Source organism: Prolixibacter denitrificans, assembly GCF_003014495.1.
In the GTDB taxonomy this organism is placed as follows: Bacteria; Bacteroidota; Bacteroidia; order Bacteroidales; family Prolixibacteraceae; genus Prolixibacter; species Prolixibacter denitrificans.
Genome location: NZ_PYGC01000005.1, coordinates 197,810 through 218,946 on the forward strand (window position 1 = coordinate 197,810; position 21,137 = coordinate 218,946).

The window sequence follows — 21,137 nt, forward strand, 5'->3', positions numbered from 1 at the left end:
CGTTATTAGTTATTTGAGAGATTTCCTGTTAGTGTATTGTAATTGGCAATTGCCTGTAAATATTGAACTTTCCTTGATTCAAGATTGATTCGTGCCTGAATCTCAGCATTCAAGTCAGTCACATAGTCAGCTGAAGTAATCACCCCATTTTCCAGCTGCGAAGCTGACTGAGCAGCTACCTTATCGCGGATACTGACCAATTTTTCATCGGTGCTGATAAGCGATTCCAGCTTCTGAATATTTTCAGACGATTGTACCAGAGCCATATTGACGTTTTGTTTGAAGGTCTCCCTGGATGAGTTGACCATTTGTTTCTGAATTTCCAGCACCTCACGTCTCCGGCTACTCTGTTTCCAGTCGAAGATATTCCACTTAACTCCCACACCAACGTAGTAGTAAGAATTGAATTCCGATTGAAGCATGTTTAATCCTGGCTTACCGTAACCTACCTGGCCAAATCCAAATACTTTCGGATTCCGCGTCTTCGCAATCAGGTCGGCGTTTTTATCGATGGTATTTTCCATCTGGTTGTAGAGCTTCAGTTCGGGGCGCTGCCAGTCTTTGTCTTCCTGCACAATGGTCGGTGCCTGAAACTGCGTATTTTTATCAACAGTCAATCCAGTTAATACAGCTAAGGATTTGATGGCAGCCATGCGGTTCGCATCCACCTCTTCGATTTGCTGACCGGTAAGAATTTTCTCAGCTCGCAATGTTTCCACATTCCGGGCCTGAACCACACCATTCTTCAGTCCCGATTCGAGCACCCGCAACCGCTCAGCAATATTTTCCTTTTTCAACTCCAATACCTTGTGGCTTTTCTGCATCAGGATGATGCCGAAGTAAAGTTGGTTTACACGGTCGTTTAACGAGTACATCTCCACTTCCAGCTTCTGCTTATCGGTTGCGGTATTAGCCGCATCGACTTCTTTCTGTGCTTTGGTTAACCCTCCATCGTAGATATTCTGATGCAAGTCAATATATACCTTGTATTGGTCCTTCGAGGGAGCAGAAATGTTGACTCCCGGAATGGATACCGGTACGCTGGTCACATCACTTTGATAAGTAGCCTGACCATTCAAATTCACCGTCGGTAACCAGTTTGCATTCAGGTTTTTTACCTTTAGATCATTCATCTGCTGCTCCCTATCCAAATCACTCAGCTTCGGATAATTCTCACGAGCCTGCTTGTAGCACTCTTCAAGGGTAACCTGCCCGGTCTGGCCAAAAGCCATCTGAACCGGTAAAATGAGTAAGATTAATAATCGTTTCATATGATAATGTTTGTCCATTTATTGTCAATACACAACTATATTAGCTCCGAACCTTTTCAGATTCTTCCCTGCACTCCAATCTTTCAATCAGGATTCGTTATTCCCGGTATGGATTGCCTGCTCGCGGCATGAAAGGAAATGGCCGATTCCTTTTTTGCCATAGGCAAATCAAAAAGTATATTTGTCTCTCGGACTATTCATCTTCCACACCCACCGCCTCAGTAGTAACAATTTCCACTTCAACCACCACCGCCATTCAAACCAGCGGTCATGCTCATCGCACGTTTTCCCACACCGATGACAATATTCATCTTCGTTGGAACAAGCTCTGATAGGATCAAAATCGTGGCCGAACAAGGTACAAACCAGATGATTCCCTTTTTTCGAACTGGAATTTTGTTTTGCGTCTCTCATTTAAACATGTTTTTGATTTTTTCCTGTATCGTTTATGCTCGCTTAAGCGGAGTAATGAGGGCGACAGATTATGACAACTACTTATTTTGGGTTCTTGGTTAAAGCCTGCTTAATAAAAGAGGTGAGTGTTTTCCGTCTTTCTTCCAGATATACATCATATTGCTTGCTGTCACCATTGAAAAAAATCGTCTGAAACAGTGGGCGTCCGGCAAACGGCATGATAACCATTCCAATCATATTGGGAAACAAATCAGCGGCTTTAATCGGATTGATATTTCCGGCTTCCACCTCTTTGTCAATCGTCTTCTGTAGCCATCTTGGATCGATTCCACTTTCTCTGATTATCTTCACAAATTTGTCCGGATCGCGATTGATTTCGCCAATTAAGAACTGAGGCAAAAAAGGATTGCCACCAATCACGGTAATATACCGGTCGACAATCCGATCAATCTTATCCAGCAAAGGGCCTTCTTCCTTAAATATCTTCATCAACTCTGGAATTAAAAGACCAAATGCCTCTTGAAAGATGGCTTCAAATAATTTCTGTTTCGAACGAAAATAGTAATGAAGCAATGACTTATTAATTCCTGCCTCATCGGCTATTTCCTGCATTCTGGCTCCGTCCATACCCTTTCTAACGAAAACATTCCGGGCTGCATCCAGTATCTTTTTTTCTGTTGTTTCACTTGTCATGACATTTAACTTTTCGATTTAACTACATGGTCAAAAGTAGATCATTTATATGACCCTTCAAACTTTTTGGCCATAAATTTCAACCAAATAGTCAAACCATGCAGTCTAGCTCCTGAAAATCATATTTTTACCGGATTACTTTTTTCGGTTAAGGTGATTGAAAGGAAATAAAACAACTGTAGGTAATTAGAATTCGTGCATTTTTTATCACAGGTGTCCGGGGAAAAGGTTGACAAATCGTTGAATCTCTTTATTTGTGTAAGCTATGCGAGGTGTAAATAATTCGCTACGGTGTACATACATCTCCGTCATCCACTCCAGCCACTTGTTCGACTCTTTCTTATCGACTGGTAACCTCTTATAATCCCGCTCATATTTGGTTCCCGTATCCCCTTCATGGTACCATACACGTATATGAGAAAAACCATATACTTCGGAAGTGTCTGCATTTATAGCCAGGGTTGGATGCACCATAAATCCGAGACTGTGCGTGTTGGTGAATACTCCCAAACCACTGCCAGGCTTTTTGCGGTTCTTATTCCAGAGGAAATTGAACTCAGTGGTATCCTGTAATGCCAGAACATGTCCTCCTTTTACTTTTTCCGTCGTACGCTCTCTAAAACTGGCTATTAAATCTTCATCCTTCACTTTGGCGTTGTCAAGAAATCGATAAAAACTAACTTGCTGTCTCCGAACACCTGAAAGCTTTTTTATACATGAAACCCTTAGCCGGGTTAAAGCTTCCTGTAATTCGTTTTTCTCGAGCCTTCGGTCTTGCTGAAATCCGTAGGGTGCTGAAAGTGGCTGGTTACCAGTCCCTTTTTTCATCTACTATGTTAATTTCTCTATTTATGAAAATAGAAAATATTTGTGTGTACACCGTAGCTGATCAGAATATCTGGCGCTGCTAAAAAAGTCAAAAAATAAATATACAGAAGAATAAATTCCAGGCGACTAAATTCACAAATAGTTTGTTCAATAACCAAAACAGGTAAAGTCTTAGAAATCGTTTTTGGATATTGAATTCCTTCTAAATATTTTTCTTACTTATTATCGTGCTTAAAAATAACTACAAGAAATATTGCTCTCGGAGTATATTCTATTCAACTTTAGTTCCAAGTCACTTCATATATATCATTTTTACATGAATACAGGTATCTTTACTTATTCGGAAAGAAGCTTTACTGAATTGCGGTCTATTCGTTAAACCTATTGATTGGTAATTTGAGAAACCGATTCCTTCTTTAGGCAACAGAAGACCTCTATTTAAAATCTGATCGTCGTTTTCATCATGAACGACAGTTACTGCATAAACCCCTGGAGGAATATTGCTGAAAAAAGCAATGGCACTATCATTCTTAATAACACCTGTTTCTTTTTTGAAACTATTTCTTAACTCTTTATCCGGAAATGAAGCTCCCTCCTTATACAGTAAGAAAATTACATCACCCTTATCATTCCGTAAATTACTGACTTCTACTTTCAGTGAGCTGTCTGCTACCACTGGCACAAAAGACTCTAATAAACTAGTTAAAAAGAGAGTCAGAATAAAATAAGCGCTAATCATTCGTATCATCTCGTCAATGTATTTTATTGCTTAGTTGGATTTTCACCTTATATTTTGTCTTCTTTCTCGTCATCTATTCGCATAGATTCCCTGGTCATTTTATTCATAAGTCTTTGTTCGTTCATTTGCAAACGAAAGCCACCCAAAATTATATTTACTAAGGAACGGTTCTTAAGTTTTGACTTGAATATGTTTCTCTTTTTTCCCTTTTTGATAATTTCTTGCAAATAATCTTTAGCTGACCTCTTAATGCGAAATAATACATTTAGTGCACTCAAGTTTCTTTTTAACAATTCATCAGAAAAAATTATCGTTAAGTAGAAAGGTTTCTCGCTGAATAATTTATTCAATTCCTTAAATAAATATTTAAGTTCAGCGTCCGGCGCATCATGCTGAAATTTACTTTGAATGATTAATTGGTCCACATCAGATTCCAGTCTCAGGAATAATGACAGAAGAATATCATCATCATTCTTGAATACTGATGAGAGGGACTCTTTCTCCACATTCAATTTTCGAGCTAAATTATCGACCGACAGCGAATATATTCCGGATTCATAAATGATTCTTCCCGCGGAATCAATAATATGGTCATTGTTGATTTCCATAACACGTAGTACTTTATTTAACAATTCAACATTGTTTATACGCTCTCTCCAGTTTCGCTAAAAAAGTTCAATTTATGTTCATTACGTTTAAGCTTCTGTTCTCCATAAACAAAGTTAGTGAATGTTAACTAACTAAAAAGTGAATTAAATCCAAAAAGAGTTAATTCATGAAATAATACATTTCAAGGTAGTTTTTAGTAAAAAACTTAAATGAATGAATGAAGGGCATTGCATGATTTATGTTTGATATGTGAGAAATATTCGAGGATGCTGTTTAAATTTTAATCATTGATGGATCTAATATTATTTGCCAAATTGTATTTTCGGATTTTAAGTGCAAGATTGAAACTGTCAGAATGTTAAATTAAAACGATTAAGCTATTGGTAAGCGACCTTTTATTCCGTGACCAATTAATCTCTGATGATTCTCTTTACTTATTATACTGGAAAGCAAGATAATCAACCATCTAAGAAGATGAAAGACAATGACAAATGGATAAAGGCCTCAGTGATTGGAACGATTTGGGCTTCGTTCGAGATTGTATTTGGTAGTTTTTTGCATAACCTGCGAATTCCTTTTAGTGGAACACTTCTTACCGGAATTGGATTGATTGTACTGATTTCGGTGAGCTATCTTTGGAATGAAAAGGGTCTGTTTTGGCGGGCCGGTTTGATAACGGCCATTTTGAAGACTTTATCACCAAGTGCTGTTATTTTTGGGCCGATGATCGCCATTTTTGCCGAATCAGTACTACTTGAGTTTTCCACGTTGCTATTGGGACGCACCATGGCCGGATATTTGGCCGGTGCGGTACTGGCTGTTTCATGGAATCTGGTTCAGCGCATCATCAACCTCATCATCTTTTATGGTTTTCATATCGTTGAGCTTTACACTCATCTCGTCCAGATGGCTGAAAAAGAAATGCAGGTCCATTTCCAAACGATTTGGATGCCTGTGTTAATTTTCTCTGGTGTATATATTCTTCTTGGAATATTTTATGGTTTTTTGGGGATAAAAATTGGACGGAAGCTACGGAATGAACAAGACTTGTCCCGACCAGGAAGAAGCTCTTCTACATTATCTTCCGGACAAAACCAGCAGAGAGTGAATTTTGATTATTCACTCACCTGGCTGTTTGTGGATCTTATTCTTCTGGTTGGTTCCTTTCTTCTGCTCAGTTTTTCCCATTGGCAAATATGGAGTATCGCAATTATTCTCATTGGAACGCTCTGGTCCATTCGATATAAAAGGGCCTTCAGGCAGATAGCCAGCCCCAAATTCTGGATATATTTTGTATTCATCACCATGCTTGTCGCATTAGTCTTTAATGGCGATTCGACTACAGGAGAGAGAGTGCTTATTGGTTTACAGATGAATTTCCGTGCAGCCGTCATTATCATGGGTTTCTCGGTGCTGGGAACGGAACTCTACCATCCTAAAATCCGACGTTTTTTTCAACGCAATTCTTTTAACAACCTGTCGATTGCCCTGGAGCTTTCTTTTAACAGTTTGCCCACTACGGTCGCCAATTTGCCCAACGCTCAATCTTTCTTCCGGAAGCCGATGACTCTTTTCTTTCAGATACTGTCGCAGGCTGAAGAACGTTTAACCGAAATGAAAAGGCAAAAACGGGTGCACCCCAGGATATTTATCCTCAGCGGAGAACGTGGGCAAGGAAAGACCTGGTACATCCGTGAAATCATCAACCTGCTTCGGCAAGAAGAAATTACAGTCAGCGGTATCTATTCCGATAGGGTTATGAATGAAGATACAACCATCGGATATGATGTTGTTGATATCAAAAGCGGAGAACGTGAGGTTTTTCTTCGATTAACCGGTGAACCTCAATTTGAACAGATTGGGCGGTATTACATTCACCCGAATGGGTTACGTATGGGAATAAACAGCCTGCAGGTAACCAGTCCTCATTGTGATCTTGTTATTATTGACGAAATTGGTCAATTGGAGCTGAAAGACAGAGGGTGGTCCGATAGCCTAAATCAATTGCTCCATAGGAATCAGCGTCATCTTTTATTGACGACAAGAACGCGATATGCGGACGAACTTATCAGCAGGTTAAATGGAGCAGATATATTAGTTTATGACCTTTCAGCATACAGCCCGGAAGCCATCGGGTATTCGGTTTTAAGTCATATTCGTACTTAGCGAATCTACCGGAAATTGTTTATTTAAAAACAGTTCCAATTTCCCGTTTCTTATCTTCTTCGCACCAACTGGTATCCTGAACGAAAGAAGTAGGCTATTGGTAAAACCATAATGTGCATTAATTTGGTGTAAGGAAATATGATGAAGATGAACAGGCCGGTTACAATGTGTAATTTATAGATTAGACTATGACCTGCGATCACCGCTCCGGCATCGGGCTGAAAGGTGATAATTTTTTGTGCCCATTCGCCCAGTGCTGCGTAATTTTCCACCGAGGAGGTGGCAGTTGTAGCCATGGAAGCCAGCCCTAATCCTACTTCGACCAGCAGCAGAAAAATGATGAAATAGTCCTGAGGACTGCTGTTCAGTTTAATCCGTTCATTTCGAAACCGTCTGATGATTAGAATGATGATTCCAATGAAGGTAAGGGTTCCAAAGACAGCCCCGAGTGATACTGCCAAAATTCGCTTCGTCGCTGTAGTCATGACAAGATGATATAATTTTTCGGGAGTGAAGAGACCTGTAAAATGACCGATGAACACCAGAATAATACCATAATGGAAAAGGTTACTGCCCCATTTTAATCCATCTCCGGCCAGGAACTGACTGGACTTAGCCTGAATGGTCCGGGATGTTTTCACAATGCGTGTGATAAGACCAAACCAGAAGACAGCCATTGCAATATGCGGCAGATAAGTGAATAGAAAGTTATTGATGTAATTTTCCATGATCAAATTCTTTTAATGACAAGTTGCACAACCGTTATCTCCACCAAATCTGATGGGGGCTTCACTGTATTCTTTATCCAAATCCATCGGCTTTTCCGCCTCAGTGAGGGAACTGACCTTGTCCATTTCCGGTTGTTTAGCGGAGAGGGAAATAATAGCGCTGAAAATATATTGATACGCATTCTCCTTTTCCTGCAGTTTTTGGTGAACCTTGCCGATGATGGTGATCGGTTCAGAGAGAATTTCAGCGGCCACTTGCGTTGATTGGGAAAGCGAAATAAACTCCAGGAATGCGGGCAGGTAATCGGGCAATTCGTTTGTTTTCCATTTCAGGTCATCATCCTCGTAAAAACGAATCAAATCCACCATCGCCTGTCCACGGTCTCTCGAGTCACCATGCACATGTTCAAAAAGATGCAGGGAAACCGACCGGGAATAATCGAAAAGCTGAACATAGTGTGCCTGCCATTCCGTTAATTCCAACTTCGAAAAGACATCGATAAAATTCTGTATGCCCTTCATCTGTTTATCCTCCAATAATTCCTCCTGTCTGAGGAGTATAAGGCAATCCTGTAGAAAATCCTTTAACTCCTTTTGAGGATATGAGAGTAGCAGTGATAGTATTTTATATGTTTTTATCATGGTTATATTCCTCCGAATAAATTGGTTCGCGGGCGGTTTGAATTATTTGTATCAAATCCCTTTTCAGCCTTCTCCCGGTAGGCATCTTCATTTGGTTTAACCATACGGGTTGGAAGAACATAACGGTCTTTATAGTCCGCGAGTGCCAGATAGCGATACATTTCACTGACTTGTGCTTCAGAAAGACCGGCTTCGGGGAGAATTTCAGGATTGGGAGATTCGTCCAATGATTTAGCCCGCATCCAGGCTCTCATCGCCAACATCTTCTTCAGTACGTTGGTAACCGGTTTTTCTTTGCCGCCCGTAAAAAGGTTGGCTAGATATCTCACCGGAATACGCAGCGACTCCACGTCGGGTAAAATTCCGTTAATCCCCAGTTCTCCACTGTCGACAGCGGTTTGAACCGGCGACAAAGGAGGAATATACCAAACCATGGGTAAGGTGCGGAATTCCGGGTGGAGGGGCAGCGCTATTTTCCAATCCATAACCATTTTATACACGGGCGATGCAGCTGCCGCTTTTAGATAGTTTTCCGTAATCCCTTGTTTCCTTGCCTCTTTGATAACTTCAGGGTCGTTCGGATCAAGAAATACTTTTAACTGAGCGTCATATAAATCTTCTGCATCAGGGGTGGAAGCCAGCGCTTTGATTTGGTCCTGATCGTAAAGCATAACGCCCAGATACCTTATTCGCCCGACACAGGATTCGGAACAGATGGTTGGTTCGCCATTTTCTATTTTCGGAAAGCAGAGCGTGCATTTTTCCGATTTCTTACTCTGCCAGTTGAAATAGACCTTTTTATACGGACAGGCACTGACGCATTCGCGCCAACCACGACAGGCATCCTGGTCGATCAGTACTATTCCGTCCTCTTCCCGTTTGTATATGGCACCTGATGGACAGGCAGCTACACAGGTAGGATTCAGGCAGTGCTCACACAGACGAGGAAGATAGAGCATGAATGCATTTTCAAATTCTTTGAGAATTTCTTTTTGTACCTGGTCGAAATTCTTGTCCTGGCTTCGTTTGGCAAATGTACCACCCAGGTTGTCTTCCCAATTGGGGCCCTTCTCAATCTTTTCCATTAACCTTCCGGTTATCATCGAATATGGGCGTGCCGATGGAGGTGTTTTGAATTTGGCCTGTTTGTGCAGGATGGAATAGTTAAAGGTAAAAGGCTCGTAATAATCGTCAATCTGTGGCAAATGAGGATTGGCAAATATTCCTTTCATAATTCCGGATTTGTTTCCCATTCGGGGATGAAGGGCTCCTTTGTCCAGTTTCCATCCACCATGGTACCGATCCTGATTTTCCCAATCAGAGGGGTAGCCTGTTCCTGGTTTGGTTTCCACGTTATTAAACCAGGCATATTCCATGCCCTGTCGGGTGGTCCATACGTTTTTGCAAGTAACGGAACACGTGTGGCAACCGATGCATTTGTCCAGGTTTAACACCATTCCTATCTGAGCACGAATCTTCATAATCAATAATTTAAACAGTCTTTATCAACCGATTTCCTCATCTTTCCATTCTACTTTTTCCAATTTGCGTATTACCACAATTTCATCGCGGTTTGAACCAATGGTTCCGTAATAATTGAAACCGTAAGCCAAATGAGCGTACCCTCCTATCATATGGGTAGGCTTTAGGCTCAGACGTTCGAGGGAATTGTGCACTCCACCCCGGTTACCTGTCTTTTGACTGACCGGCATATTGACCGTTCGTTCCTGGTTATGGTAATAAACCAGAGCGCCTTCCGGAATACGTTGTGATACAATTACTCTCGTTACAGATGCGCCATTCTGATTGAAGATTTCCACCCAGTCATTATCTTTCAGATTGATTTTATCAGCATCTTTTTCACTCATCCATACTACGGGGCCTCCTCTTCCCAGGGTTAGCATCAGGAGGTTATCCGACCATGAGGAGTGGATTGTCCACTTATTATGAGGTGTCATCATGTTAATGACCAGATAATCCTTATCCGAATTCAGCTCATTGTAGATTTTTTCCACCGATTTGGTCTGGATGGGGGGTTTATAGCAGACCAGATTTTCACCATAAGCCAGCATCCACGGATGGTCCTGATACAGTGTTTGTCTTCCTGTCAGTGTTCGCCAGGGAATCAGCTCGTGTACATTGGTGTAGCCGGCATTGTAAGAAACCTCCTCAGAATCGATTCCGCTCCAAATTGGAGAGGTGATGATCTTTCGGGGTTGAGCCAGAATATCGTGGTACCGTATTTTTTCATCGGCACGGCTGGCAGCCAATTCATGGTGATTTCGTCCGGTAATAGCCTCCAAGGCTTTCCATGCTTTTACGGCAACATTGCCATTGGTCTCCGGAGCCAAACTCAGAATCACTTCCGCTGCCTGAATATCAGTCATGATTTGTGGCAATCCTTGTGCACTCGTCTCCTCTGTAACGGTGTGATTCAGTTGTTGCAAAAACTCAACTTCCTCTTCCGTATTCCAGCTAATGCCTTTCGCCCCGTTTCCGGCACTCGTCATCAGCGGTCCCAGAGAGGTAAAGCGATTATATGTTTCAGGATAATTGCGTTCTACCGTGACGATTTTTGGCATGTTAAATCCGGGTTTGAGCTCTTTCCCGTCATGTTTCCAATCACTGGCATCTGCCGTTTCTGACATTTCCATGGGAGAGTCATGTTGCAGGGGCCAGAGAACCACATCTTTTTCAGTCCCCAAGTGACCGGTGGAAAGCTCGGAGAACTTTTTGGCAAGTCCTTTAAAGATATCCCAGTCCGAACGCGATTCCCATACCGGGTCAACGGCTTGATGAAAGGGGTGAATGAAAGGATGCATATCAGAAGTGCTCAGGTCATTTTTCTCGTACCAGGAGGCGGCTGGCAGTAAGATATCGGAATGAAGAGCCGTGGTGGACATGCGGAAATCAGCTGTCACCAACAGATCCAGTTTTCCTTCGGGAGCCTGGTCGTGCCAGTTTACTTCGGAAGGTAAAGGTTGCCCGTTGACCTTCAGGTCGTTTCCCAAAACGCCATTTTGGGCACCCAGCAGGTGTTTCATGAAATACTCCATTCCTTTGGCACTTGAGCCCAGTAGGTTGGAGCGCCACACAAATAGGTTACGCGGAAAGTTTGTTGGATTATCCGGGTCTTCCGAAGCAAAATGTATTTCACCACTTTTCAGTTTCTCCAGGGCATATTCTTCCGGCTTCTTCCCGGCTTTTTCAGCTTCTTCAGCCAGTTTTACCGGATTGGCATTTAGCTGCGGCGAAGAAGGTAACCATCCCATTCGTTCCGCCTTCACGTTACAGTCTACCATGGTTAGGTTTTTCCAAAGCTTTTGGTCTGCCAAGGGAGAGAGTAATTCATCCAGTTGTACTTTTTCGTAACGCCACTGGTCGCTGTGAAGATAGAAATACGAGGTTGTATTCATATGGCGGGGAGGCCGGTTCCAGTCAAGACCAAAAGCCAGCGGTAACCATCCGGTTTGCGGACGCAACTTCTCCTGGCCCACATAGTGTGACCAACCACCGCCTGATTGCCCCACACACCCACAGAAGACAAGCATATTGATAGCGCTCCGGTAGATCATGTCCGTATGGAACCAGTGATTGACACCCGCCCCAATGATGATCATCGAGCGCCCTTTTGTTTTTGCTGCATTTTCGGCAAACTGGCGAGCCACCGTAATCACCTGTTCTTTGGGAACGCCGGTTATTTGCTCCTGCCATAATGGAGTGTAGGGTAGATTCTCGTCGTAGCTTTTCGCCGCATTGTGATCATTCAATCCTCGGTCGAGTCCATAATTGGCAACCATCAGATCGAAAACGGTGCAACAATAGGATTCTCCCTCGTTGGTCTGGATTTTTTGTACCGGAATTTTATGCGAAATAATATCGTCATGCTCCGATGCATTGAAGTGTTGATGCTTATAGGTTGGCCCACCAAAGTAAGGAAATGCCACATCAATTACTTCATCATGTTTCCCATACACCGACAGGAGCGGCTGAATATCCTTCCCCGTGCGGGCATCCTTCATTTCCAGATTCCATTTCTGGCTCTTATCCCATCGCGAACCGATGGTTCCGTTTGGTACAGATAATTCACCGGAATTTTCATCCCGAAGTACCGGTTTCCATTCGGGAGATTTATCAACATTCAGTTTATCGGCAAAGTCGGAGGCACGAATCAATGCGCCGGCGACATAACCCTTCTCGTGCTTCTCCAGTTTTACCAGAAAGGGGAGGTCAGAATATTGTCGCACATACTCATCAAAATAGGCTGTTTTTTGTTCCAGAAAGAACTCTCTAAGAATCACATGTCCCATGGCCATTCCAAGGGCAGCATCGGTTCCCTGTTTGGGTTTCATCCACAGGTCTGAAAACTTGGCTGCATCGTTGTAATCAGGGGCAATCACTACTGTTTTGGTCCCTTTATAACGTACCTGGGTAAAAAATGGAGAATCAGGTGTCCGGGTCACCGGCACATTGGAGCCCCAGAGCACGAGAAAAGAGGAGTTGTACCAGTCGGCACTTTCAGGCACGTCGGTCTGTTCTCCCCAGGTTTGTGGTGATGCGGGGGGCAAATCACAATAAAAGTCGTAGAAGCTCAAAACGGAACCACCGATAAGACTCAGATACCGGGTACCAGCTGCATAAGAAACCATCGACATGGCCGGAATGGGTGAAAATCCTGCTATTCTGTCGGGGCCAAATTTTTTGATGGTGTAAATATTAGCGGCAGCGATGATTTCATTAACTTCTTCCCAATCGGCTCTGATAAATCCACCAAGACCACGCTCTGCCTTATATTTTTTTGAGATAACCTTGTCTTCCATCACTGATTGCCAGGCTTCGACCGGGTCACTACAGTTCAATTTAGCTTTGCGGTAAGCATCGATTAGCGTTCCCCGCACCATGGGGTGTTTTACCCGGTTGGCACTGTACAGGTACCAGGAATAGCTGGCTCCCCGCGGGCAACCGCGCGGTTCGTGGTTCGGAAGGTCGGGGCGGGTTTCAGGGTAATCGGTCTGCTGAATCTCCCAGGTGACCAAACCGTTTTTTACAAATACTTTCCATGAACAGGAGCCCGTACAATTCACACCATGAGTTGAGCGGACAATTTTATCGTACTGCCATCTATTTCGGTAGAACTGTTCGCTGTCGCGGTTTCTTTCTGTCGTAACGATGTGTTGGTCCGTGGTTTTATCTGCAACCTTGCTAAAGTAGATAAGCCGGTCTAATAAACTCATGCTATTGATTTTCAGGTTTTGAAATTGTCGTCAATCTAATTTTTCTCAACTGGTTTACTTTTTAGCAACCGGTAAATAATGAACATATTGATAGCCGCTAAAAGAACAAAAACAAAGAATCCACGCGCGTAACCAATTTTTCCATAACTATCAGCGATAGCTCCCATCAGAGGAGGAATCACAAATCCACCAAAAGCACCCAGACCGCCAACCCAACCGGCTGCACCACCTACCGACTGAGGGACATAATGGGGAACCAGTTTAAAAACAGCAGCATTGTTAAAACCCATCCCCGCGGCCAGTACAATCGCCGCCAGTATTCCGATGACTGCACTTTGCGTAAATGCCAGTACAATAGAAGAAAGCAACACCAGAACCATGGCCAGCAGGCTCATTCGTTCACCACCAGCCTTATCGGCAAATGAACCGCCCGGTACCCTAAGCAGCGATGCCAGTATGGAGAAAATAGCGGTGAACAGACCCGCTTTGACACCACTGAATCCCTGAAACTGGTTCCAATAAGTGGGAAACCAGGCAGTGAGGGCAATAAAACCGCCGAATGTGGTAAAATAGAGCACGACTAATGCCCAGGTGTTTTTCACTTTTGCGGAATTGATTAAGCTGTCTTTTACACTTCCGGAGGGAAAAATTTCCTGTCCGAGCTTTTTCGCTTTTTCCCGACTTTTGTCGATACTCATTTTGGCATCGCGAAACTGAAAATAATAGGCATTGACGCCCAGCTTAGCATAAATCAGAAGACCAATAAACAGGAAGATAAACCAGGCGAGATAAGCTGATATGAAACCATAGTGAGCAAGGTATAAGGGAAGAATCAGCGAGAATATACCGGGTGCCAGGTTTCCTAAACCGGCATAAGTGCCCAATGCTTTTCCTTGTTCCTTTTGAGGATACCAGTAGGAGGTTTGTCCAATTCCTACCGAAAAAGTGGCAATACCACAACCGCTGAGGAATCCAAAGAATAAAATCAGGCCATACATACCATGCATATGGTTTGGATAGCTAAAGTGTAACAACAGGGTAATCCCTCCCAAACCGATGACTGACAGCAAGAGGAGGATAAAAAATGGTTTCTTTCCTCCTGTTGTATCAACCCAGGCTCCGAAGGGAATGCGCAATAACGAACCGGAAAGAGAAGGAATTGCCACCAGCAGTCCCAGGAGTGTGGAGCTGATTCCCATTGCTTCTTTAAAATTGACGGCGGTAGGACCATAGAGTGATACGGCTGCGAAGCCGAAGAAGAAACCCAGGGTGGTCCCGAGTAAGCCCCGTTTAGGCGTGCCTTTTACCTGAAAAGTATCCATAATCGTTAATTGATTTTGTTAGCCAGAAACAGCTGTGAATATATTATTGTTTTTGGTGTTCGGTGTTAGTGTGTTGTTTGTCTGTAGTTTAAATTTAGACTAGCTTAAAAGAGGGCAGAGAATTGTCCATCGAAACGGCTGATTTGCATTTTGTCAAGTGAGCGCGGGAGAAAGGGGAAAATGGAGAGAGGGTGATGGGGAGAAGAAAAAAATGATAAATGTTGAATGGTGCCTCGAGGCTTTCGATGCATTTTAAATTTTGCCCCGATGGTTCGGGAATAAATGCTGAATTGAGCTTCGAAGTTTTCGGAAAGAAGGGATTAGCAAGGATTAGCTCCACGGATGTGCGCGGATTAGCTTTGATATTGCAGTGTGCACGCATTACTGGAGGGGTAAAAGCTCAATAACCCCAGGATCACATTAAGTCCCGGAATTGGAATGCGACTCCTAACGCCCGTGCTAAAGCAACGGGGCAATTGCAACCGCCTAAACAACAGGAATAAAGCAAAAGTCGAAAGTCTATTATCTCTCTGGCGTCTCATGTCTCTCCTCTAATATCCCTGATTGGAGCGCAACCTGAAACCTGAAATTTGAAATACAGCCAGGAAGGTTTTCATTTGGTGCAATGGTCGGAAAAAGTAACCCGGGATTGAAAAGTCTAAATGATATTTTCAATGCCCGGATCTCAACAATCCCTAAAACTTATAGTTTACTGAAAAAAGTAGGTTTAAACGTAAGCATCAACCACGCCCAATTGTTGGAATTTTTATGGTTTCCACCTTTCAATACCTGAAGAGTTTGTGTTGCCATCATTTGCGAATATCCTCCGCTAATAGATACATCGTTGGAGAAATTATAATTCGCTGAAAAATCGATTTCAGCTCCCAGATTACTCTTATAATCCTTCCAGGTTCCGTTGCCTTGTGAAGCCGAGACTTTTGCAGCGGCAAGGAAATAATGAGGGACTAATTTAAAAGTAAACCTGTTTGCTTTTTGAGTTAAAGGCAGACTTATATCCATCAAACCATTGCTGTACATGTAGTTTCCCACGTAAAAGTAGTCCATCCAGCCATTAAACTTATGGTTCGTCCCGTAAAAGGGTTTGAATGAATTATCCGTTTGGTTCAAAGCCTGTTCTTTGGAAGAAGTCCCCGAAAGATATTCGCCACCCAACCCGAATGTAAATTCACAGGGTAATGAATAGGTAACTTCAGCTGCAGCATATTCAGCCGAGAGGGTATTATCCAGTTTGTTTTTCCCTCCCTGATAATAGAATGAGGCATTAAAATTCAGCGGGTTATAGGTATATGTAAACCTGCCTCCATAGGTTTGACTGTACACCACTGCCTGAGAATTATTTGATTCATGATAAGGCATACCGTTGTTGAGAAACAGTAGGCTTAGTCCTGATTTGTTGAACCGGCGATGATACCAGATGTACTGAAAAGTTTTGTAGTTATTTACTAGATAATCAATTTTGTATAGTGTTTCGCTCTGAGCATTTTGCGCCAGACCAACATCTATTTTCGTCATTTTATTCGGTCGGTATTTTAAAATAGCGGCATCGTGACTTCTTGCCTGCTGCGTCCAGTTCACACCTCCAAAAATTCTTTGGTCATCGTACGATATTTCCTGTCTTCCGATTTTGAAAGCTAGCTTTTTACTAAAGATTACTTCGCCCCATGCCTGGTGAAGAGCTGTCCCATAAACATCAGAGCTGTTGAGTTGCGGAACATCGCCCCACACGCGAACGTTCTGTAAGGCAATGCCAAATTTAAACTTCTGACTTCCGTAGAAGAGATTAAGCCTGGTACGCTGCGATATGAAACTAGCCGCTGAATTTCCATCCGGAATAATTGTTTTATAACCATGGCGGAACTCGAACCGTGGACGGATTTCTCCCGAAAATGTGAGCGATTGAGCCTTCAGGTTTCCTCTCCCAAAAGGAAAAATAGTCAAGACGATTACAAATAAGTGATATATTTTTTTCATGATTCTATTGTTAAACGGATTAAAGAACAATGGCCGTTATTTGGCTATTATGAGTCCTAGTATTCAGGCAGTCAGTTCTATAGCATCTTTAAAATTGACGGACGTCGGTTCGTATAACGAAAAGGTGGCGAAGCCGAAGAAGAAACCCAGGGTAGTCCCGAGTAAGCCCCGTTTCGGCGTGCCTTTTACCTGAAAAGTATCCATAATCGTCAATTGATTTTGTTAATTAGAAACAGTAGTGGATATCTTATTGTTTCATATGCGCATCCATAACATGCTGCATGACAGTAATTTGAATTTGGATTAACTAAAAGGAAGGTGGAGATTCAGAAGATTGTAGGTCAGCTTGAGCAGCAGACTGAACAACTGCAGCAGGAGCAGGTCAAGCAGGAAGAGCAGGCCCGGGAGATTGAGTTGTTACGGTTGCAGCTGGAGAAAGAGCGGGAACGGGTTGCGGAGCGTAAAGCGACCCGGAAGAAAGAGGTTGACAAAAACAGGGCAATTCCGGTTTTGATCCCCGAATCGGCCACCCGGAAGATATACATCGATCTTTTGCTGAAAGAAGCCGGGTGGGAGCGGCTGCGCGAAGGGCGTGAGCTCGAATTTGAGGTAACGGGTATGCCGCTTTCGACCAATCCTACCGGGATTGGCTACGCGGATTACGTGTTGTGGGGTGATGACGGCCTGCCTTTGGCGGTGGTGGAAGCCAAGAAGACGATGGAGGACGCCCACAAAGGAAGACATCAGGCGGAGCTGTATGCCAACTGCCTGGAGCAAATGACCGGACAACGCCCCGTTATTTTCTATACCAACGGTTTCGATTCGTACATCTGGGATGATACCTTTTATCCGGAAAGGGAAATTTCGGGGTTCTATACGAAAGATGAACTGCAGCTGTTGATTGACCGGCGGAATTCCAGGAAAAACCTGAAGGAGTTTAAGGCCGATGCGAATATTGCCGGGCGACCTTATCAGTTGGAAGCCATTCAACGGGTAAGCGAGGCGTTAGTAACCGAAAAGGATGGTCAACTGAAAGGGAAAGAGCGAAAAGCGTTGCTGGTAATGGCTACAGGAAGTGGAAAAACCCGGGTAGCTGCTGCCATCGTTGATGTGCTGACCAAATGCAACTGGGTGAAGCGCGTTCTTTTCTTAGCCGACCGGAATGCGTTGGTGACGCAGGCGAAGAATGCTTTCAAGGAGCACCTGCCCAACCTGTCGGCAATTGACCTGACAAAAGAAAAGGAGGATAATGGAACGCGGTTGGTTTTTTCGACCTATCCGACCATTATGAATAAGATTGACAGCCTGAAGAACGGTGATAACCGGTTTTATGGCGTCGGCCATTTCGACCTGGTGATCATCGATGAAGCGCACCGGTCGGTCTATCAGAAATACCGGGCGATATTCGACTATTTCGATTCGCTGTTGATTGGACTAACGGCGACGCCCAAAACAGAAATCGATCACAACACCTACAGTCTGTTCGATATTGAAGACGATAATCCCACGTTTGCCTTTGAGTTGAATGAAGCAGTTCCGACCTACCTGGTTCCTCCCAAAGCGATGTCGGTCCCGGTTAAATTTCATCGGGACGGGATTCATTATCATGATTTATCGGAAGCTGAAAAGGCGGAGTATGAAGAGAAATTTGGCGACCCAACGACCGGTGAGGCTGATGATTTCATTGACGGGAGCGCTTTAAACCAGTGGTTGTTTAATACGGATACGGTTGATAAAGTGCTTCACCATTTGATGGAGAACGGTATCAAAACACATGGTGGTGACCGGCTGGGGAAAACGATCATCTTTGCGAAGAACCATCGTCATGTGCTGTTCATTGAAGAGCGGTTTAATAAAAACTACCCGGAATACAGTGGTAAGTTTTTACGGGTCATCGATAATTACGAAACCAAAGCGCAGGATTTACTGGAAGTTTTCTGTGATGAAAAGGCAGAAAACGATCCGCAAATTGCTGTATCCGTTGATATGATGGATACCGGCGTGGATGCACCCCGGGTGGTCAACCTGGTATTTTTCAAAGTTGTCCGTTCAACGGCTAAATTCTGGCAGATGATTGGCCGGGGTACACGTCTTTGTCCCGATTTATTCGGCCCCGGTGAGGATAAGAAGCACTTTGTGATTTTTGATTTCTGTGAGAATTTTGAATTCTTCGAGGAGTTCCCGGAAGGATATACCGGGAGAGCTCTCAAATCGCTTTCTCAGCAGATATTTGAAGCCAAGCTGGAGGTCGCCGTTGAACTGCGCGGACTGGATACCTCCAATGACGAAGACGATGAGTTGGCAACGACTTACATTGATGAGTTGAACAGCCAAATTGCTTCATTGGACCGGGAACGGTTTGTGGTTCGAAAAGAACTGAGGCTGGTTGATGAATACACGCACCGGAGCCGGTGGGAAAATATTAGCAAAGCCGATATGGCTGATATCTGTAATCATCTGTCGCATTTGCCTGCCAGCAGTAGTAACGATGAAGTAGCCAAACGATTCGATTTGATAGTGTTGAACCTGCAGCTGGCCATCCTGCTTTCCGACCGGAATCAGGCCTCCCTGATACAGCGGATTGCACGAATCGGGCAGTTACTTCAAAAGAAGAAGAACATTCCTGCCATTAACCAAAAGCTCACGACCATTAAAAATGTACAGAGTGATGAGTTTTGGAAGCATGTGACCTTTTCACAAATGGAAAAGGTGAGGTTGGATATGCGTGACCTGGTCAAGTTTCTGGATTCGGGCAAGAAAGAAAATGTTTACACGCATTTTGAAGACACCCTGAACAAGGATGGCGTACAAGAGAAGAATTTAATTCCAACTTACACCAGCCTGCAAAGCTACCGTGATCGAGTTGAAAGCTATATCCGGAAGAACAAAGACCATTTGGTCATTCATAAACTACAGCATAATATTCCCATCACCATTGGAGAAGTCAGGCTGCTCGAGAAGCTGCTTTTCGAGGGAGACCTGGGCACCCGTGCTGACTATGAAAAAGAGTACGGCGAAATGCCTTTGAGCCGGTTTATCCGGAGTATTTTAGGCCTGGATGAAACAACTGCTAGTACTCTGTTTGCTGATTTCATTCAAACCGGAAATCTGACCGCCAATCAAATCACTTTCATCAATCACATCATCCGTTTCCTTACGAAGAATGGTTTTATCGAAAAAACGATGTTTTTCGAGCCACCCTTTACCGATATCAATGACCAGGGAATTACCGGTGTATTCGATGATTCGGAGGTGGTGAAAATCATCCGGATCATCGATGAGGTGAATGGAAATGTGGATGCCAATATTGGTTAGGAGCAGGTTGTTTTAAACACAGTTAGCTATAAAAGCATCTAGTTAGATAAGGTGATTTGCGTAAGGATGAGTTTAAAGGCTTATTTTTAAGTAACGTTTACATATTGATGTGAGTTATACTATAGATTTTTACGAAAGGAATCAAAGCAATACTCTTCGATTTATTCTTGGCAAAACAGGTAATAAGGTATTGTTTGTGATTGGCTTAAATCCGAGTACCGCTGATGATAGCAAACCCGATCGAACCATCTCTAAATTATTGAAATTCGCCCATTTGAATGGGTATGATGGTTTTGTCATGCTGAATTTGTATCCTCAAAGAACGCCTTACCCTAAAGACTTGGACGAAGAAAAAAATCAGGTTTATCACGTGGAAAATCTCGAAAGAATATTAGCCTTTATTAATGAATACCAGAGCCTTGACATTCTTGCAGCCTGGGGTGACAAAATTATGATCAGAAATTATCTGATAGATTGTTTGAAGGATATAATTCATGTGTTTGCATGCAAGAATACAAGCTGGTTTCATATTGGAGATTACACAAAAAATGGACATCCAAGACATCCATCCAGAACAGCATATAATTTAGGGTTTAACAAAATGAATATGGATCAATATTTAAAAAAGGTAATCAGGTAATGAAAACAGTTAGTGATATAGATTTCAGACTCAAAGAAGAAGATTTTGAATTTGATTACCAGCAAAAGTTAACAAAGAAACTCGATAATCTTTCCTCAGAATTTGACCAAAAGGTAATAAATGAAATTGTGCTTTGGAAGGTAAGCCGATATTCAGAGCTTTCTGAAGTTACATTTTCTTTATTGAACCAAATTGACGGAGTGTTTGATGAGGAACTTACGAAAAGGGTACTAAAATCAATGATTGGCCATAAAGGAATACAATTACCTATGGCATCTACAATTTTACGGTTTAAGAATCCCAAATTGTATCAAATCATTGACCAACGGGTGTACAGAATTCTCTATGGAGAAGAGTTGAAAATAAGTCCCTATAAATCCAGAAATAACATTTCCAGTCAAGTTGAGTTGTATCTAACCTATTTGAGTGATTTAAGAATTCTGAGCAAGAAATTAAACATCCCATTTGAGAAGGCAGATCGGATATTGTACAATGCAGACAAGCGACTAAATAAAGGCAAGAACATAAAAAATTACTAAGCAAT

16 protein-coding genes are annotated in these 21,137 nt (G+C 43.0%); 4 read left to right on the forward strand and 12 right to left on the reverse strand.

Annotated features, from left to right (window positions below; genetic code table 11):
• Positions 1–5: 5 nt before the first annotated feature.
• The 5 genes from CLV93_RS11600 to CLV93_RS11625 form a co-directional block, all read right to left on the reverse strand.
• A complete protein-coding gene (locus CLV93_RS11600; protein WP_170108927.1) occupies positions 6–1,271 on the reverse strand; it encodes a TolC family protein in 1,266 nt (421 codons plus the stop codon).
• 495 nt (positions 1,272–1,766) lie between these two features.
• Positions 1,767–2,378 carry a TetR/AcrR family transcriptional regulator gene (locus tag CLV93_RS11610; RefSeq protein ID WP_106542368.1) on the reverse strand — a complete coding sequence of 204 codons (612 nt, stop codon included), beginning with the start codon at positions 2,376–2,378 and terminating at the stop codon, positions 1,767–1,769.
• A gap of 207 nt (positions 2,379–2,585) precedes the next feature.
• Positions 2,586–3,206: a hypothetical protein gene (locus CLV93_RS11615; protein ID WP_106542369.1), complete on the reverse strand. Its 621-nt coding sequence runs from the start codon at positions 3,204–3,206 to the stop codon at positions 2,586–2,588.
• A 292-nt stretch (positions 3,207–3,498) separates the two neighbouring features.
• Positions 3,499–3,954: a DUF2141 domain-containing protein gene (locus CLV93_RS11620; protein WP_106542370.1), complete on the reverse strand. Its 456-nt coding sequence runs from the start codon at positions 3,952–3,954 to the stop codon at positions 3,499–3,501.
• 38 nt (positions 3,955–3,992) lie between these two features.
• Positions 3,993–4,553 carry a TetR/AcrR family transcriptional regulator gene (locus tag CLV93_RS11625; protein ID WP_106542371.1) on the reverse strand — a complete coding sequence of 187 codons (561 nt, stop codon included), beginning with the start codon at positions 4,551–4,553 and terminating at the stop codon, positions 3,993–3,995.
• 607 nt (positions 4,554–5,160) lie between these two features.
• On the opposite strand from CLV93_RS11625, the gene CLV93_RS11630 reads away from it, so the two are divergent.
• Positions 5,161–6,720: a nucleoside-triphosphatase gene (locus CLV93_RS11630; RefSeq protein ID WP_170108928.1), complete on the forward strand. Its 1,560-nt coding sequence runs from the start codon at positions 5,161–5,163 to the stop codon at positions 6,718–6,720.
• A gap of 50 nt (positions 6,721–6,770) precedes the next feature.
• Here the strand turns inward: CLV93_RS11630 and narI are convergent, their stop codons facing one another.
• The 7 genes from narI to CLV93_RS20260 all read right to left on the reverse strand — a co-directional run bounded on the left by narI (position 6,771) and on the right by CLV93_RS20260 (position 16,842).
• Positions 6,771–7,448 carry a respiratory nitrate reductase subunit gamma gene (gene narI / locus CLV93_RS11635; RefSeq protein WP_106542373.1) on the reverse strand — a complete coding sequence of 226 codons (678 nt, stop codon included), beginning with the start codon at positions 7,446–7,448 and terminating at the stop codon, positions 6,771–6,773.
• Positions 7,449–7,460: 12 nt separating this feature from the next.
• Complete coding sequence (narJ, locus tag CLV93_RS11640) at positions 7,461–8,090, reverse strand: nitrate reductase molybdenum cofactor assembly chaperone (protein ID WP_106542374.1); 630 nt, start codon at positions 8,088–8,090, stop codon at positions 7,461–7,463.
• Positions 8,091–8,092: 2 nt separating this feature from the next.
• The gene (gene narH / locus CLV93_RS11645; protein ID WP_106542375.1) at positions 8,093–9,571 is read right to left on the reverse strand and encodes a nitrate reductase subunit beta; all 1,479 of its coding nucleotides are present in this window, start codon (positions 9,569–9,571) and stop codon (positions 8,093–8,095) included.
• A 24-nt stretch (positions 9,572–9,595) separates the two neighbouring features.
• Positions 9,596–13,324 carry a nitrate reductase subunit alpha gene (locus CLV93_RS11650; RefSeq protein ID WP_106542376.1) on the reverse strand — a complete coding sequence of 1,243 codons (3,729 nt, stop codon included), beginning with the start codon at positions 13,322–13,324 and terminating at the stop codon, positions 9,596–9,598.
• Positions 13,325–13,359: 35 nt separating this feature from the next.
• Positions 13,360–14,646 carry an MFS transporter gene (locus CLV93_RS11655; protein WP_106542377.1) on the reverse strand — a complete coding sequence of 429 codons (1,287 nt, stop codon included), beginning with the start codon at positions 14,644–14,646 and terminating at the stop codon, positions 13,360–13,362.
• Between the two features lie 702 nt (positions 14,647–15,348).
• A complete protein-coding gene (locus CLV93_RS11665) occupies positions 15,349–16,638 on the reverse strand; it encodes an alginate export family protein (RefSeq protein ID WP_106542379.1) in 1,290 nt (429 codons plus the stop codon).
• Between the two features lie 63 nt (positions 16,639–16,701).
• The gene (locus tag CLV93_RS20260) at positions 16,702–16,842 is read right to left on the reverse strand and encodes a hypothetical protein (protein WP_153637034.1); all 141 of its coding nucleotides are present in this window, start codon (positions 16,840–16,842) and stop codon (positions 16,702–16,704) included.
• 114 nt (positions 16,843–16,956) lie between these two features.
• On the opposite strand from CLV93_RS20260, the gene CLV93_RS11670 reads away from it, so the two are divergent.
• The 3 genes from CLV93_RS11670 (at position 16,957) to CLV93_RS11680 (ending at position 21,132) form a co-directional block, all read left to right on the forward strand.
• Positions 16,957–19,953, forward strand: a complete 2,997-nt coding sequence (locus CLV93_RS11670) for a type I restriction endonuclease subunit R (protein ID WP_106542380.1) — start codon at positions 16,957–16,959, stop codon at positions 19,951–19,953.
• Between the two features lie 109 nt (positions 19,954–20,062).
• The gene (locus tag CLV93_RS11675; RefSeq protein ID WP_170108929.1) at positions 20,063–20,593 is read left to right on the forward strand and encodes a DUF1643 domain-containing protein; all 531 of its coding nucleotides are present in this window, start codon (positions 20,063–20,065) and stop codon (positions 20,591–20,593) included.
• Positions 20,593–21,132 carry an HAD family hydrolase gene (locus CLV93_RS11680; RefSeq protein ID WP_106542382.1) on the forward strand — a complete coding sequence of 180 codons (540 nt, stop codon included), beginning with the start codon at positions 20,593–20,595 and terminating at the stop codon, positions 21,130–21,132. The genes CLV93_RS11675 and CLV93_RS11680 overlap by 1 nt, the downstream gene beginning before the upstream one ends.
• Positions 21,133–21,137 lie beyond the last annotated feature (5 nt).